This is a genomic window from Pseudoflavonifractor sp. An184 (genome assembly GCF_002160305.1).
GTDB lineage: Bacteria > Bacillota > Clostridia > Oscillospirales > Oscillospiraceae > Lawsonibacter > Lawsonibacter pullicola.
This window is the reverse complement of sequence record NZ_NFKI01000002.1, coordinates 1-14,202: the sequence shown is the minus strand read 5'-3', so window position 1 is coordinate 14,202 and position 14,202 is coordinate 1. Positions and strand designations below refer to the sequence as shown.

The window sequence follows — 14,202 nt, the reverse complement described above, 5'->3', positions numbered from 1 at the left end:
AGGCTGTCGGAAAAGTCCTTAGACTTTTTCGACAGCCTGAACGTGCCGGAAGGTGCAACCTTCCGGCACGTTGTTCGTCTATTAAGACAGATGGTAAAATTTAAGGAAAATTCTATTGAAATTTTTACAAAAAGCGGTATGCTAGAGAGGACTGCAGCATAGGAGGAGACGAAATTGAGCGGATTGCGGAGCCTGCTGTACCGGGATACCTTTCCCCGGCTGGCGGCGGATCTTCGGGAGCAGCCGGGCAAGTGGCTGTCAAGGCTGGTATTTTTGCTGGGGCCCTGGGCCTCTTTTTGGATGGTGGAGATCCTAAATGAGAACGACGTGTTCTCCGATCTCTACGCCTGGCAGGTGCTGATGAACCTGATCTGGTACTACATATGGTTCGTGGTGTGCCGTCTGGCGCTGGGCCGGCGGAGGCGGGCGGCGGCCCTGGCGGCGGCGGTTTGCTTTCTGGTGGGACTGGTCAACCACTATGTGCTCCGGTTCCGGGGCCGCATCCTGTTTCCCGCCGACCTGACCGCCTGGCGGACGGCGGCCAATGTGGCCGACGCCTTCGACTTCTCCATCGACCTGGAGATGCAGCAGGCCCTGATCCTTCTTGTGGCCTATCTGGCCATGGTGTTCTTCTGTGTCCCCCAGAAAAAGCGGGACAAGATGCCCAAGCCCCTGGGGGCCGGACTCATCCTCTTTATCCTGGGCTACAATTTCGCGTTTTTCTGCACCGGCGCCCTCCCGGCCCTGGGGATCTACACCCAGCAGTGGGTGACCCAGGCCAACGGCTTCCTGCTGAACTTCACCGTGGCCATGCGGTACAGCTCGGTGGACAAGCCGGAGGATTACAGCCACGACAAGGTGCTGGAGCTGATGGAGGAGTACCCAGCGGTGGAGGGGGACGGCTCCGTCACCCAGCCGGTGAACATCATCGCCATCATGAACGAGTCCTTTGCGGATATGACTATCTTTGAAAACCTGGCGGTCTCGGACGACCCCACCCCCTTTCTCCACTCCCTGGAGGAGAACACGGTGAAGGGGTGGATGTACTCCCCCGTCACCGGCGGCGGGACGGCCAGCGTGGAGTTTGAGTATCTCACCGGCTTCGCCACTATCTTCCAGCCGCCCCACACGGTGGCCTATCAGCTCTACACCGAGGAGGGCATGCCCTCCCTGGCCGCCCTGGCGGGCAGCCAGGGATATGAGAGCACCGCCTTTCACCCCTATCAGTCCTCCGGCTGGAACCGGCCCATTGTGTACAGCAACATGCGCTTCGACCATCAGATGTACCAGGAGGACGTGGAGGACCCATATCTCATCCGGCGGTATATCTCCGACCAGTCGGATTATGAGAAGCTCTATGAGATCACTGACGGGAAGCAGGGGGATAAGACCTTCATCTTCAATGTGACCATGCAGAACCACAGCAGCTACGCCCAGGGCTGGAACAACCTGGAGAAAACCGTCACCCTCCCGGACGTCCAGAAGGCGGCAGACACCACAGCGGAGCAGTACCTGTCCCTGATCCGGGCCAGCGACGACGCCCTGCGGGATCTGATCGAGCATTACAGCCAGAGTGAGGAGCCCACCATGGTGGTCTTTTTCGGCGACCATCAGCCGCCCCTGAAGAACGCCTTCTATGAACAGCTTTATGGCAAAAAGCTGTCTGAGCGCACCACCGAAGAGGTGATGCAGCAGTACGCCACCCCCTTCTTCATCTGGACCAACTACGACATAGAGGAGCGGCAGGACGTGGTCATCAGCCCCAATTTCCTGGGGGTGCTCACCGCCCAGATGGCCGGTCTGCCCCTCACCGGGTACATGAATTTTCTGTCCCAGCTCTATGAGGTGCTGCCGGTGATCACCCCGGTGGGCCTGATCTCCGCCCAGGGGGAGTTCCTCACCGATGAGGAGCTCGATGAGGAGCAGCAGGAGTGGCTCATCACCTATGAGACGCTGAACTACTGCGGCATGGTGGACCTGTTCGACGAGGCAAGGCCCATGTACTGCCTGGATTAAAAAAACAGCCGCCCAACTGGGCGGCTTTCAGGCTGTCGGAAAAGTCTTTGGACTTTTTCGACAGCCTGAAAGAATGCCGATACTTTCCCACCGCTGCGCGGCGGAAAAGTCCTCGCTGCGCTCGCTGAACGCCTTGCTCTGCAAGGCATTCAGGGCATTCGATCCCACTCGAGGCGGGCTGCCGCCCCCTCGAGCTCCCCCACCCTAATTTGAGTGGGATTCATCTCAACAGAGTTTTTTGACAAGCTGAACAGCCGCCCAACTGGGCGGCTGTTTTTGTTGGTTACAGCTGAAAGTCCTCGTCTTTGAGTCCGCTGAAGTCCGCCTTGGCGGGGCGGGGCGGGACCCGCTTGAGGGGGTCATACCGAAAGGCGCGGCAGTGAGACGCGCCGGACATGACGCCTTTCTTGTCGCACACTACCTGGTCCGCGTCCAGGGGGCGGCTGCGGGCGCAGTAGGAGCAGCGGGGATCGATGTTCTTTTGAAACAGGGCCATGAAAGGGCCTCCTTTTCCTGATGTGAAATCTTAACTTTTATTATACTCCCCGGAGCCGCTTTTTTCCACTGCTTTTTTTCACCGCCTGGAGGGCCAGGGCAAACAACAGCAGCCAGGTGCCCCAGGCGGATGCGGTGGAGATGGTGAGGGCCCGCTGAAAGTCCAGAGCGGCCAGGAGCTCCGTTTGCTCTGCCAGGTAGGCGGAGACGGGGGCCTCCAGGGGGAGGAGGGGGACCAGAAGCCCCAGCAGCGCGGCGGACAGTCCCCCGTGGAGGAGCTTTCCCACCAGATAGGTGCGCATGGACAGACCGCTGTCTCCCAGAAAGGCCAGCACCTGACAGTGGACGGACAGACCCGCCCACCCCAGCATGAAGGCGGCCATGGACAGCCGCCCGGACAGGGAGCCGCCGGTGAGGGAGGACACCCCTGATGAAACCTCCAGTACGCCGGTGAGCAGCCGCCGGGCCCAGGACTGGTCAAAGCCCAGGGGACCGAACAGCAGGGAGAGCAGCCGGGCCAGACCGGTGAGCACGCCGGTGAGGCTGAGCATGCGGATGATAACGGTAAAAAACAGCACAAAGGCGCAGATGTTCAGGGTGGAGGCCAGAGCCCCGGCGACCGAGTGGGTGAAGGCGGTGGGGAAAGAGGCGGTCTGAAACTGGACCCCCTGGAGCCGCCCACTGCGGGGGCCCTCCCCCGGGCGGTAGAAGCGGAACAGCAGCCCCACCAGCAGGGAGGCGGCCATGTGGACCAGGTAGAGGAGCAGCCCCAGGGCCCCGCTGCCGAAGATCCCGGCCCCCACCACCCCAAAGATGAAGGCGGGACCGGAGTTGTTGCAGAAGGCCAGCAGCCGCTCCGCCTCCGTCTTGGAGCACTGGCCGCTCTGGTAGAGGGAGATGGCCGTCCGGGCCCCCACCGGATAGCCCCCCACAAAGCCCAGGGCCAGGGCGGAGGCGCAGGCCCCGTTCACCCGGAACAGGGGCGCCATCACCGGCTGAAACAGCCGCCCCAGGTATCGGGACATCCCCAGCTCCACCACCAGGGAGGAGAGGACGAAGAAGGGGAACAGGGAGGGGACGATCACATTGCCGCACAGCTTCAGGCCGTCCCTCATGGCCCCCATGGCCTCCCCCGGCCACAGCACCAGGGCCAGCGCGGCGCACAGCAGCCCCAGGGCCAGCAGAAGCTCCCGGTATTGCCGCTTTCCCACCAGCCGCCCCACAGCGCTCCCTCCTTTAGGCCTTGTATAAAGCATGTCAATCAGCCCTGACGGCGGGCCTTTTTCCGCCATACCGCGTTGATTTTCCTTGCAATCCACAAAGGATTTACACGGCAAATCGCCTTGTCTGGCGAAAAAATTCCTCGCCGTTGGGCACATTTCCATGCTTCAAACAAGGCCTAGATCAAACTGGAAAAAGAATATGCGGAATGAGGGCAAAACTTGCTTGTCCCGGGGAAATTCCGACGGAAAAAAACCAAAACGGGAAAAGAATTGCATCCTCCGCTTGCGGAACCCTGCAAAACCGATTATAATGAATAACAAGAAGGAGACAGCCGCCTTTTGGGAAAGGAGGCGCGGAACCATGAGCGCGCAGGATATTTTTGAGACCATCAGCAGCCAGTATTTTCAGCTGACCAACTCGGAGAAGAAAGTGGCCGACTATGTGCTGGCCCACCGGATGGACGCCCAGTACATGTCCATCTCCGAACTGGCGGAGGAGTGCGCGGTGGCCGACGCCACCATCTCCCGGTTCTGCCGCCGCCTGGGGCTGGGGGGCTACAACACCTTCAAGCTGGAGCTGGCCAAGGCGTCCATGGCCGCCCACAGCGCCCGCCGGGCGGGAATGGAGGAGGGCGGCCGGGACGGTTTTGAGGCCATGTGCCGGGAGCGGATGCAGGAGAGCACCGCCGCCCTGGAGCAGACGGTGAAGCGGCTGGACCCGGAGGCCCTGAAGCGGGCGGCCGACCTGCTGCTCCAGGCGGGGAGGGTGCTGTGTATGGGGCAGGGGAGCTCCATGGTGCTGGCGGAGGAGGCCTGGACCCTGCTGTCCTCCATCTCCCCCAAATTTGCCCTGGTGCCAGACTCCCACCAGCAGATGGCCGCCCTGGCCCTGATGGAGGAGGGGGACGCGGCCCTGTACTTCTCCTACTCCGGTTCCACCCGGGAGATCCAGGACGCCCTGGAGGTGGCCCACGCCCGGAAGGGAAAGGTGATCCTGATCACCCGCTTTCCCAAGTCCCCCGGGGGGCTGAAGGCGGATGTGGTCCTCCAGTGCGGCTCCAACGAGGGACCCCTCCAGGCCGGGTCGGTTCCCGCCCGGGTGGCTCAGCTGTTTGTACTGGACCTGCTGTACACCGAGCTGTTCCAGCGGGCTCCGGAGCAGGCGGTGGAGTGCCGGGAGCGCATCGCCGAAGCCATTGCACGAAGGCATGTATAGAAACATCCCCCCTTCCGACAGCGAAGCCGCCGGAAGGGGGGATGGATGTCAAAAAACCATCTTGCATGCGTTCGTTTTCGAAAGGGCAGAGCTCTTAGGTTTGCAACATAGGCGCAGCCCAAAAGAAGCCGTTTTTCCCACAGCCTCACGGGGGCCTGGCATTGAAATGCCTGACCTCCGTTTTTTTCGTCCCAGGTCCTCTACGAAGCATGACAACATTACAAACTGGTCCTAAGTCAGTACCAGGATCTCTCCGGCGATCCGCTCCCCCTCCAGCGCGCCCCGACCGAAGTCCACATAGGGGTGGTAGAGCCCCTCCAGCTCGTCGTGCATGGCCTTGGCCTGGGCCAGGGAGTCCACCGCCTCCTCCACCAGGGCGGCGGACACTTTCAGGGCGAAGCGCAGCCGGGGCCGGCATCGGCGGAGCAGGTCCTGGTCCGCCATAGTCTCCAGCCGCAGGCGGCGGCAGGCCCGCCCCGGGTAGGGCTGGGCCGGAGTGGAGGTGACGAAGGCCAGCCCCGCCTCGGGCACCAGCAGGTGGGCCAGCCGCTCCGGTGCCATGGGGTCGGGGCAGGCCACCACGTCATAGCCCCCCAGCACCGCCCCGGAGAGCAGCCGGGCCAGCAGAGGGTGGGCCAGGCCGTACCGGTCGGACAGCTCATAGATCCGGGTGCACTGGGCGGACGCGGTGCCGTAGAGGGTCAGTACGCCCTTATGGGTCACCGCCCCCAGGAAGCGCTGCTTCACCGCCCCCGCCTCGCCGGTCTTTCTGGGCTTCAGCTCCCGGCTCAAAATGCCCCGGGCCCGCTTGGCCAGCTTCGCCTCCAGCTCCTCCGTCATCAGGGTGTCCCGCACGTCCTCCCGGATCTCGGCGGCCGCCCCCAGGCAGCGGTAGGCCCGCTGGTAGTGCTCCTTGTAGCCCCTCATGCACCCCTGGAGCTCCTCCCGCACCGCCTGGAGCCCCTCCCGGTCATAGCAAACGCCCAGGTTGACGTACTGCTCCACCACGCCGGGATACTTGGGTTCTATGACGTGGGGGGCCGTGCCGTCCACCAGGGCCGCCTTCAGCCGGGGCAGTACTACCCCGTCCAGGGAATCCGGGTCTCCGGAACACAGGATGTACTCCACCGTCTCCCCCGCCTGGGCGGCCTGGGCCGCCACCTGGCGCATGAGGGTGGACTTGCCGCAGCCCGGACCGCCCTTGATGATGTAAATGGCGTTGGCTGTCTCCGGGGGCAGCAGCTGGTCGTAGAGCGAGTAAAAGCCCTGGGGCGAGTTGGCCCCCAAAAAATATTGGATCTGATAGGTCTGAGACATGGATGCTTCCCTCCATTGGTTCCAAAATCTGTCCCAGACTATGCGCCTGAGCGCCCCGTGGTGCGAAAAACCCACTGGTCAACGGCGAAAATCTGCGGTATAATATCCCTTGCGCCGGGACGGCCCGCCGCCCCGGCCCCAACCGCGCACAAGGAAACTGGAGGAACGCCCATGACACATGAGAAGACGCGCTTTCTTGCCTATATCTGCCCCCGCTGCCGCCAGTCGGTGATCGTGGAGAAGGACGTATTCGCCCTGGCCGCCGCTCCGGCCCACATCAAGTGCCCCTGCGGCAAGTCGGAGCTGACCGTGGAGTTCATGCCCCAGCGGGTCACCTTAAGCGTCCCCTGCGTGGCCTGCGGCCGGGAGCACCTGGTCTCCTGCCCCTCCCACGCCTTTCTGTGGGAAAAGGCTCTGGCCTTCTCCTGCGCCGCCTCCGGCCTGGACTGCTGCTATGTGGGCGAGGAGGGCCCGGTATACGCCGCCACCGCCCGGCTGGAGCGGGCCATTGACAAGCTGGAGTCCCCCGACGGCTCCGGCCAGACCGAGGACGAGGAGAAGCCCCCCTTCCTGGACCCCCTGATCATGGAGGAGGTTTTGTCTGAGATCCGGGACATTGCCGCCCGGGGCGGCATCTCCTGCACCTGCGGCTCCAAAAACTGGACCTTCCAGGTGAATTACAGCTCGGTGGACCTGCAGTGCCGGGACTGCGGGGCCCAGATGCGCATTCCCGCCGCCACCGCCGACGATCTGGACGACATCTGCTGCAAGACCACGCTGCTGCTGCGGGGAAAGGAGTCCAAATGAGCCTCTTTTACGAGATGACCCTGCCCATCGACTCCCGGGACGTGGATGGGAACGGCTACTGCAAGGCCTCCGCCCTGCTGGGCCACATCCAGGAGGCGGCCACCCAGGCCGCCGAGCACGGGGGCTTCGGCCGGGCCATGACCACCGACGGCTACCACGCCTTCTGGATGCTCACCCGGGTGTGGTATCAGCTCCGCCGCCCCCTGCGGTGGGAGGAGCCCCTCACCATCCGCACCTGGCACCGGGAGGACAAGGGGGCCACCATGTACCGGGACTACGACCTGTTTGTGGACGGGGAGGCGGTGGGCGAGTGCGTCTCCGCCTGGGTGCTGGCCAGCATGGACACCCGGCAGATCATCCGCCTTGCCACCGTGCACGAGCTGGACGGCACCGGCGGCGGGGAGCTGTGCAAAAGCAAGAAGCTCTCCAAGCTCCGCCTGCCTCAGGACCTGGAGCTGGCCGGGCGGCGGAAGCTGCGTTACAGCGACACCGACCTGAACGGCCATGTGAACAACACCCGGTACGCCGACTTCGCCTGCGACGCCCTGGAGATGGAGCGCCTGGGCCCCGACCGGTTCCTGTCCTCCATGCAGATCGGCTATCTGGCCGAGTGCCGCCCCGGAGAGGAGCTGCTCCTCTGGACCAAGGAGCAGGACGGTACCCACTTCGTCCAGGGGATGGACGAAGGCGGCAAATCCCGCTTTGAGGCGGCCCTGATTTTTGGTGAAGTGCTTCCTTGACAACCCCTGTGCCCCGGGGTACAATGAAATATCGAATACACATTTTTGTGACGACAGGCCCCGCGGCTCCCGCGGGGCGGAGAAGGAAAAGGAGTTGTAGCTTATGGTCAATCAGGACGCCGCCCAGAAGTTCGTCAAGCAGGGCCTCACCTTTGACGATGTGCTGCTGATCCCAGCGGCCAGCGACGTGTTGCCCGCCGACGTGGACCTGCACACCCAGCTGACGAAGAAGATCCGGCTGAATATCCCCCTGATCAGCGCTGCCATGGATACCGTCACCGAGTACCGCATGGCCATCGCCATCGCCCGGGAGGGCGGCATCGGCATCATCCATAAAAATATGTCCATCAGCCAGCAGGCCGAGCAGGTGGACATGGTGAAGCGCTCCGAGAACGGGGTCATCACCAACCCCTTCTGGCTGGCTCCCGGCCACACCCTGGCCGAGGCGGACGAGCTGATGGCCAAGTTCCGCATCTCCGGCGTGCCCATCTGCGACAACGGAAAGCTCATCGGCATCATCACCAACCGGGACATGAAGTTCGAGACCGACATGAACCAGCTCATCGACAACGTGATGACCAAGGAAAACCTGGTCACCGCCCCCGAGGGCACCACCCTGGCCGAGGCCAAGGAGATCCTCCGCAAGCACAAGATCGAGAAGCTGCCCATCGTGGACAAGGACTTCCGCCTGAAGGGCCTCATCACCATTAAGGACATTGAGAAGGCCGAGGTATACCCCAACTCCGCCCGTGACGAGAAGGGCCGCCTGCTGGTGGGCGCCGCCATCGGCGCCACCTCCGACGTGCTGGACCGGGTGGCCGCCCTGGTGGAGGCCGGCGTGGACGTGCTGGGCCTGGACTCCGCCCACGGCCACACCCAGAACGTGCTGGAGACCGTCAAGCGCATCAAGGCCCTCTACCCCGACGTGCAGCTGATCGCCGGTAATGTGGCCACCGCCGAGGGCACCCGCGCCCTCATCGAGGCGGGCGCCGACTGCGTGAAGGTGGGCATCGGCCCCGGCTCCATCTGCACCACCCGCGTGGTGGCCGGCATCGGCGTGCCCCAGATCACCGCCATCTATGACGCCGCCCGGGTGGCCGCCGAGTACGGCGTGCCCATCATCGCCGACGGCGGCGTGAAGTTCTCCGGCGACATTGTGAAGGCCATCGCCGCCGGCGGCAATGTGGTCATGATCGGCTCTCTGCTGGCCGGCTGTGAGGAGTCCCCCGGCGAGACCGAGATCTATCAGGGCCGTCAGTTCAAGACCTACCGCGGCATGGGCTCCCTGGCCGCCATGAACCACGGCTCCAAGGACCGCTACTTCCAGGAGAACAACAAGAAGCTGGTCCCCGAGGGCGTGGAGGGCCGCGTCCCCTACAAGGGAACCACCAGCGACACCATCTATCAGCTCATGGGCGGCCTGCGGGCCGGTATGGGCTACACCGGCTGCCACACCATCGAGGAGCTGCAGCAAAACGCCCAGTTCATGCAGATCACGGCGGCCGGCCTGCGGGAGTCCCACCCCCACGATATCTATATCACCAAGGAAGCTCCCAACTACACCATCAGCCCCGACTGATCACCGTTTCAGGGCCGCGCCTGCCGGCGCGGCCCATTTTTTATGATGCCGTCACAGAGGAGGAATCTGATATGGAGCGCTATACCCAGCGCCGGGAGGAGACCTGGGCCCTGGCGGAGGGGGCGGAGCTCTCCCGGGCCCTGGACCGGCTGGGCCGGTGCGAGGACCTGCTCTCCGACCTGGAGCGGGAACAGACCGAACTGGCCCAAAAGCTGGAGGAGCTGCGTCTTCAGGGGAAGAATAAGACCGTCCAGTTTAAGGAGCTGATGGCCCGAAAGCTGGTCAACCAGCAGCTCCGGCTGCGGCTGGAGCAGTACAGGCTCCCCTGATCTTATCTCCGGGGGAGCCGCCGGAATGGAGGAATCCCCATGTTGAATCAACTCTTGGACGGAGGGCTGCTCTTAGGGCTGCTCCTCCCCCTGTTTGGCACCACGCTGGGCGCGGGGTGCGTCTTTTTCCTGAAACACCAGATCCATCCCCTGGTGCAGAAGGCCCTTTTGGGCTTTGCCTCCGGGGTGATGGTGGCCGCCGCGGTGTGGTCCCTGCTCATCCCCGCCATGGACCAGTCCGCCCACCTGGGGCGGCTGGCCTTCCTGCCGGCGGCGGTGGGCTTTCTGCTGGGCATGGCCTTTCTGCTGCTGATGGACCAGCTGGTCCCCCACCTGCACCTGGGCAGCAAGAAGGCGGAGGGCCCCCACAGCAGCTTCAAGCGGCTGACCATGCTGGTGCTGGCGGTCACCCTCCACAACATCCCCGAGGGGATGGCGGTGGGCGTGGTGTTCGCCGGCATGCTCACCGGACAAGGCGAGATCACCCTCACCGGGGCCTTCGCCCTGTCCATTGGCATCGCCATCCAGAACTTCCCGGAGGGGGCCATCATCTCCCTCCCGCTTAAAAGCGAGGGGGCCAGCCGGGGGCGCGCCTTCCTGTACGGTCTGCTCTCCGGAGTGGTGGAACCTGTGGGCGCCCTGCTTACCATTCTGCTGGCCTCTCAGATCGCCCCTGCCCTCCCCTACCTCCTGGCCTTCGCCGCCGGAGCCATGCTCTATGTGGTGGTGGAGGAGCTTATCCCCGAGGCCAGCCAGGGGGACCACTCCAACCTGGGCACCATCGGCTTCGCCGTGGGTTTTACCCTGATGATGATTTTGGACGTGGCCCTGGGGTAGCATTTGCGTTAAACTGCACGGAATCTTTGCCTTGATGTCGTTACCGCAAGCTGTGGATCGTCTGCGTCCGTGCAAACCTGGATGCTCGTCCTTTCTGTATCTCCTCTCCCGGAAAACCATAGAGTAGTTTTGAGGACCAATCATTGTTGGTAAAATTTTTGGAAAAAGCCTTATTTCCGAGATGCAGAAGATAAGTTGACCGAAGGCCAAGAGAAGCCGCCACAGGCGGCATCCTCGGGAATGACGGAATCGCATCATATTCTGCCGTCTGCGGGCGGTGGAACTCCTTACAGAAGAGTTCTTTGACTTTCCTTGCCGTCTGGGGTATAATAAAGATGTGCAAATGGAACTTTCGAAGCTCTGGAAAGGAGTGTTTTCAATGAGTTTTGATCCCTATGAATTTGACCGGGACTACACCCCCAACCCTGCAAACCGGCGGGTGGTCACCGAAGGGGAGTATACCTCCCGGACCTTCCTGTGGATGGTGCTGGGTCTGATGATTACCTTTGGCGTGGCGGTGGTGGGATGGATTACCAACCTGACGCTGTATGTGTATGTGTACGCGCCCTTTGTCCAGCTGGCGGTGCTGATTGCCACCCTGGTCATGGCCTATACCATGTCCGCCCGCATTGAGAAGATGTCGGTGGGGACGGCCCGGTCCATTTTTGTGGCCTTCTCCGCCCTGTTCGGGTTTACCCTGTCCATCTACCTGTATGTGTACCGGCTGGACAGCATCATCCTTGTGTTCCTGGCCACTGCCCTGTACTTCGGCGTGCTGGCGGCCTATGGACATTTCACCAAGCGGAACCTGGCGGGTATCGGTCCCATCCTGTTCTCCGGCCTGATCTTCCTGGTGGTGTTTGGACTGGTGAGCCTGTTCATCCCGGCTCTCACCGCCTTTGACACCATTGTGTGCCTCATCGGCATCGCGGTGTTTCTGGGCTACACCGCCTACGACACCCAGCGCATCCGGGAGTACTACCACTACTACGCCGGCTATCCGGATATGATGGAAAAGGCGTCCATCTTCTCCGCGTTGCAGCTGTATCTGGACTTTATCAACCTGTTTTTGTACCTGCTTCGCTTCCTGGGCAAGAGCCGCAACTGAAAAATGCCGTTACTTTCCCGCCGCACAGCGGCGGGAAAGTCCTCGCTGCGCTCGCTGAACGCCTTGCCAAGCAAGGCATTCAGGGTATTCGATCCCATTCGAGGCGGGCTGCCGCCCCCTCGAGCTCCCCCGCCAAAACTGAGGCGCATTCTACTCAGCAGAGGTTTTTTGACAAGCTGAAAAATCCCGGCACCGCGTGGTGCCGGGATTTTTTTCGGTCATGTCACCGCCAAGACAGGAGCACGTCCACGTCCTTGCGCTTGGGGGCGGGGCCCACCTCCGCCGGGTGTCCCACGGCGATGAGGGCCATCAGCTCCTGGTCCTGGGGGATCTCCAGGTAGGCCTGGAGGCGCTTGCGGTCGAACACCCCCATGATGACGGTGCCCAGCCCCAGGTCGTGGGCGGCCAGGCAGAAGGTCTGAGCGGCGATGCCGCAGTCGTAGTACTGCCAGCCGTCCTCCCGGTCGGTGGTGAAGGTGCCGTCCCGGTTGTAGCCGCAGCGGTCTTTTACAAAGGTCTGGGCCACCAGCAGGGGAGCCCCCTTGATGATGTTGGGGTTGTTGGCTCCGGCCAGACAGTACTCCTCGGCGATGGTGTTTTGGACCGCCGGGTCCTCAATGGCCAGATAGCGGCTGATCTGGGTGTTTTTCCAGCTGGGGGCGTAGGCGGCCAGGGCCACCACCTTCTCCAGCAGCTCGCGGCTCACCGGCTCGTCGGTAAATTTCCGAACGCTGCGCCGGGTGAGAATACAGGTCTGTGCGTCCATCAAGAAAATCCTCCTGGAACGATGATTGGGATGGGGTTATGGTAGACCGGAGCGAAACATTTGTCAAGGGCAGGGGAGAGAAAAATTTCCGCCCCCCGCCCTTTTCAAGGGGAGGGGGATATGGTACACTTACCCCTGGTGATTACATTATGATACGCATTCAAAATATTCCCCTGCCCATCGGCGGGGATCTGGAGCTTTTACGCAGGCGGGCGGGCAAGGCCCTTGGGGTGCGCCCCGGGGCGATTGAGGACCTTGTCCTGGTCCGGCAGTCCATCGACGCCCGGAAGAAGCAGGACGTGCACTACGTGTACACCGTGGACGTATCCCTGAAAAGCGGGGAGGAGCAGGCGGTGGAGCGGACCGGAAAGAAAAACATCGCCCTGGTAACCCCCAAGCCCTATGTGTTCCCGGAGGTGAAGCGCCGCTCGGGGACCATGCCCGTGGTGGTGGGGATGGGGCCGGCGGGGCTGTTTGCCGCCCTGTTTCTGGCCCGGAACGGCATCCCCAGCGTGGTGCTGGAGCGGGGCGAGGACGTGGACGCCCGCACCGCCAAGGTGGAGGGGTTCTGGGCCGGAGGAGCGCTGGACCCCGCCTCCAACGTACAGTTCGGGGAGGGGGGCGCGGGCACCTTCTCCGACGGGAAGTTGACCACCGGCACCCACGACCCCCGCATCTCGGCGGTGATGGACGCCCTGGTGGGGGCGGGGGCCCCGGCGGACGTGAAGTGGTCCCACAAGCCCCACATTGGCACCGACATTCTGCGGCAGGTGGTGAAGCGCATCCGCCAGGAGCTCATCGCCCTGGGGTGCGACGTGCGCTTCGGCCATCAGCTCACCGGCCTGGAGACCGGGGAGGGGATGCTCACCGGCGTGCGCGTGGAGGGCCCCCAGGGGGCGTACCGCCTGGACTGTGACGCCCTGGTGCTGGCCCCGGGACACTCCGCCCGGGACACCTTTGCCATGCTCCACGGGGCGGGGGTGCCTATGGAGCAGAAGCCCTTCGCCATCGGGGTGCGCATTGAGCAGGACCAGGCCGCCGTCTCCCGGGCCCAGTACGGACCCTCCTGGGAGCAGCTGCCCCCCTCGGACTACAAGCTGGCCTGCCACCTGCCCACCGGCCGGTCCGCCTTCACCTTCTGCGTGTGCCCCGGGGGAGAGGTGGTGGCCGCCGCCTCCGCCCCGGGGCAGGTGGTGACCAACGGCATGAGCTACCGGGCCCGGGACGGGAAGAACATCAACGGCGGCTTCCTGGTGGGGGTGGGTCCGGAGGACTTTTCGGCCTTCGGCTCCGACCCCCTGGCCGGGGTGCGCTTCCAGGAGCAGTGGGAGCACGCGGCCTTTCAGCTGGGGGGCGGGAACTTTTATGCCCCCGCCCAGCGGGTGGAGGACTTCCTCCTGAAACAGCCCTCCCAGGGGCCGGGGAGCATCCGGCCCACCTACCGCCCCGGGGTGACCTGGACGGAGCTGGACCGGTGTCTGCCCCGGGCGGTGGCCGACACCCTGCGGGGGGCCCTGCCCCTGATGGACCGGAAGCTCCGGGGCTTTGCCTGTCCGGACGGGGTGCTCACCGGAGTGGAGACCCGCTCCTCCTCACCGGTGCGCATCCTCCGGGACGAGACCCTCCAGTCCGCCCTCCGGGGTCTCTACCCCTGCGGCGAAGGGGCCGGGTATGCCGGTGGGATTGTTAGTGCCGCGGTGGATGGTATCCGGGTGGCCGAGGCCATCGCCAAGGGATGACCGGCCCCTTCGCCGGGGCCCCGCCGCAGG

General features: G+C 63.6%; 13 protein-coding genes. 9 read left to right on the top strand and 4 right to left on the bottom strand.

Annotated features, from left to right (window positions below; genetic code table 11):
• The first annotated feature begins 174 nt into the window (after positions 1 to 174).
• Positions 175 to 2,016 carry an LTA synthase family protein gene (locus tag B5F19_RS01070; RefSeq protein ID WP_087286750.1) on the top strand — a complete coding sequence of 614 codons (1,842 nt, stop codon included), beginning with the start codon at positions 175 to 177 and terminating at the stop codon, positions 2,014 to 2,016.
• A gap of 283 nt (positions 2,017 to 2,299) precedes the next feature.
• Here B5F19_RS01070 and B5F19_RS01065 read toward each other — a convergent pair whose 3' ends face one another.
• Both B5F19_RS01065 and B5F19_RS01060 read right to left on the bottom strand, forming a co-directional pair.
• The gene (locus tag B5F19_RS01065; RefSeq protein WP_087286747.1) at positions 2,300 to 2,512 is read right to left on the bottom strand and encodes a hypothetical protein; all 213 of its coding nucleotides are present in this window, start codon (positions 2,510 to 2,512) and stop codon (positions 2,300 to 2,302) included.
• 40 nt (positions 2,513 to 2,552) lie between these two features.
• Positions 2,553 to 3,734, bottom strand: coding sequence for a nucleoside recognition domain-containing protein (locus B5F19_RS01060; protein ID WP_087286744.1), 1,182 nt, complete (start codon positions 3,732 to 3,734; stop codon positions 2,553 to 2,555).
• 361 nt (positions 3,735 to 4,095) lie between these two features.
• Between B5F19_RS01060 and B5F19_RS01055 the strand changes: the two genes are divergently transcribed.
• Positions 4,096 to 4,950, top strand: coding sequence for a MurR/RpiR family transcriptional regulator (locus B5F19_RS01055; protein ID WP_162612489.1), 855 nt, complete (start codon positions 4,096 to 4,098; stop codon positions 4,948 to 4,950).
• A gap of 231 nt (positions 4,951 to 5,181) precedes the next feature.
• On the opposite strand, the gene B5F19_RS01050 is transcribed toward B5F19_RS01055, so the two are convergent.
• The gene (locus tag B5F19_RS01050) at positions 5,182 to 6,267 is read right to left on the bottom strand and encodes a hypothetical protein (RefSeq protein ID WP_242972652.1); all 1,086 of its coding nucleotides are present in this window, start codon (positions 6,265 to 6,267) and stop codon (positions 5,182 to 5,184) included.
• 171 nt (positions 6,268 to 6,438) lie between these two features.
• On the opposite strand from B5F19_RS01050, the gene B5F19_RS01045 reads away from it, so the two are divergent.
• The 6 genes from B5F19_RS01045 (at position 6,439) to B5F19_RS01020 (ending at position 11,667) form a co-directional block, all read left to right on the top strand.
• Complete coding sequence (locus B5F19_RS01045; protein WP_087286738.1) at positions 6,439 to 7,074, top strand: hypothetical protein; 636 nt, start codon at positions 6,439 to 6,441, stop codon at positions 7,072 to 7,074.
• A complete protein-coding gene (locus B5F19_RS01040) occupies positions 7,071 to 7,814 on the top strand; it encodes an acyl-ACP thioesterase domain-containing protein (protein WP_204248280.1) in 744 nt (247 codons plus the stop codon). The genes B5F19_RS01045 and B5F19_RS01040 overlap by 4 nt, the downstream gene beginning before the upstream one ends.
• Positions 7,815 to 7,917: 103 nt before the next feature.
• Positions 7,918 to 9,393 (top strand): IMP dehydrogenase, encoded by a 1,476-nt coding sequence (guaB, locus tag B5F19_RS01035; protein ID WP_087286735.1) that lies wholly within the window; start codon positions 7,918 to 7,920, stop codon positions 9,391 to 9,393.
• 71 nt (positions 9,394 to 9,464) lie between these two features.
• Positions 9,465 to 9,722, top strand: coding sequence for a hypothetical protein (locus B5F19_RS01030; protein WP_087286732.1), 258 nt, complete (start codon positions 9,465 to 9,467; stop codon positions 9,720 to 9,722).
• Positions 9,723 to 9,761: 39 nt separating this feature from the next.
• Entirely contained in the window at positions 9,762 to 10,559 is a 798-nt protein-coding gene (locus B5F19_RS01025; protein ID WP_087286729.1) for a ZIP family metal transporter, read from the top strand.
• Positions 10,560 to 10,938: 379 nt separating this feature from the next.
• Complete coding sequence (locus tag B5F19_RS01020; protein WP_087286726.1) at positions 10,939 to 11,667, top strand: Bax inhibitor-1/YccA family protein; 729 nt, start codon at positions 10,939 to 10,941, stop codon at positions 11,665 to 11,667.
• Positions 11,668 to 11,890: 223 nt separating this feature from the next.
• On the opposite strand, the gene B5F19_RS01015 is transcribed toward B5F19_RS01020, so the two are convergent.
• Entirely contained in the window at positions 11,891 to 12,433 is a 543-nt protein-coding gene (locus tag B5F19_RS01015; RefSeq protein WP_087286723.1) for a nitroreductase, read from the bottom strand.
• Between the two features lie 149 nt (positions 12,434 to 12,582).
• On the opposite strand from B5F19_RS01015, the gene B5F19_RS01010 reads away from it, so the two are divergent.
• Positions 12,583 to 14,172 (top strand): FAD-dependent protein, encoded by a 1,590-nt coding sequence (locus tag B5F19_RS01010; RefSeq protein WP_087286720.1) that lies wholly within the window; start codon positions 12,583 to 12,585, stop codon positions 14,170 to 14,172.
• The last annotated feature ends 30 nt before the right edge of the window (positions 14,173 to 14,202 follow it).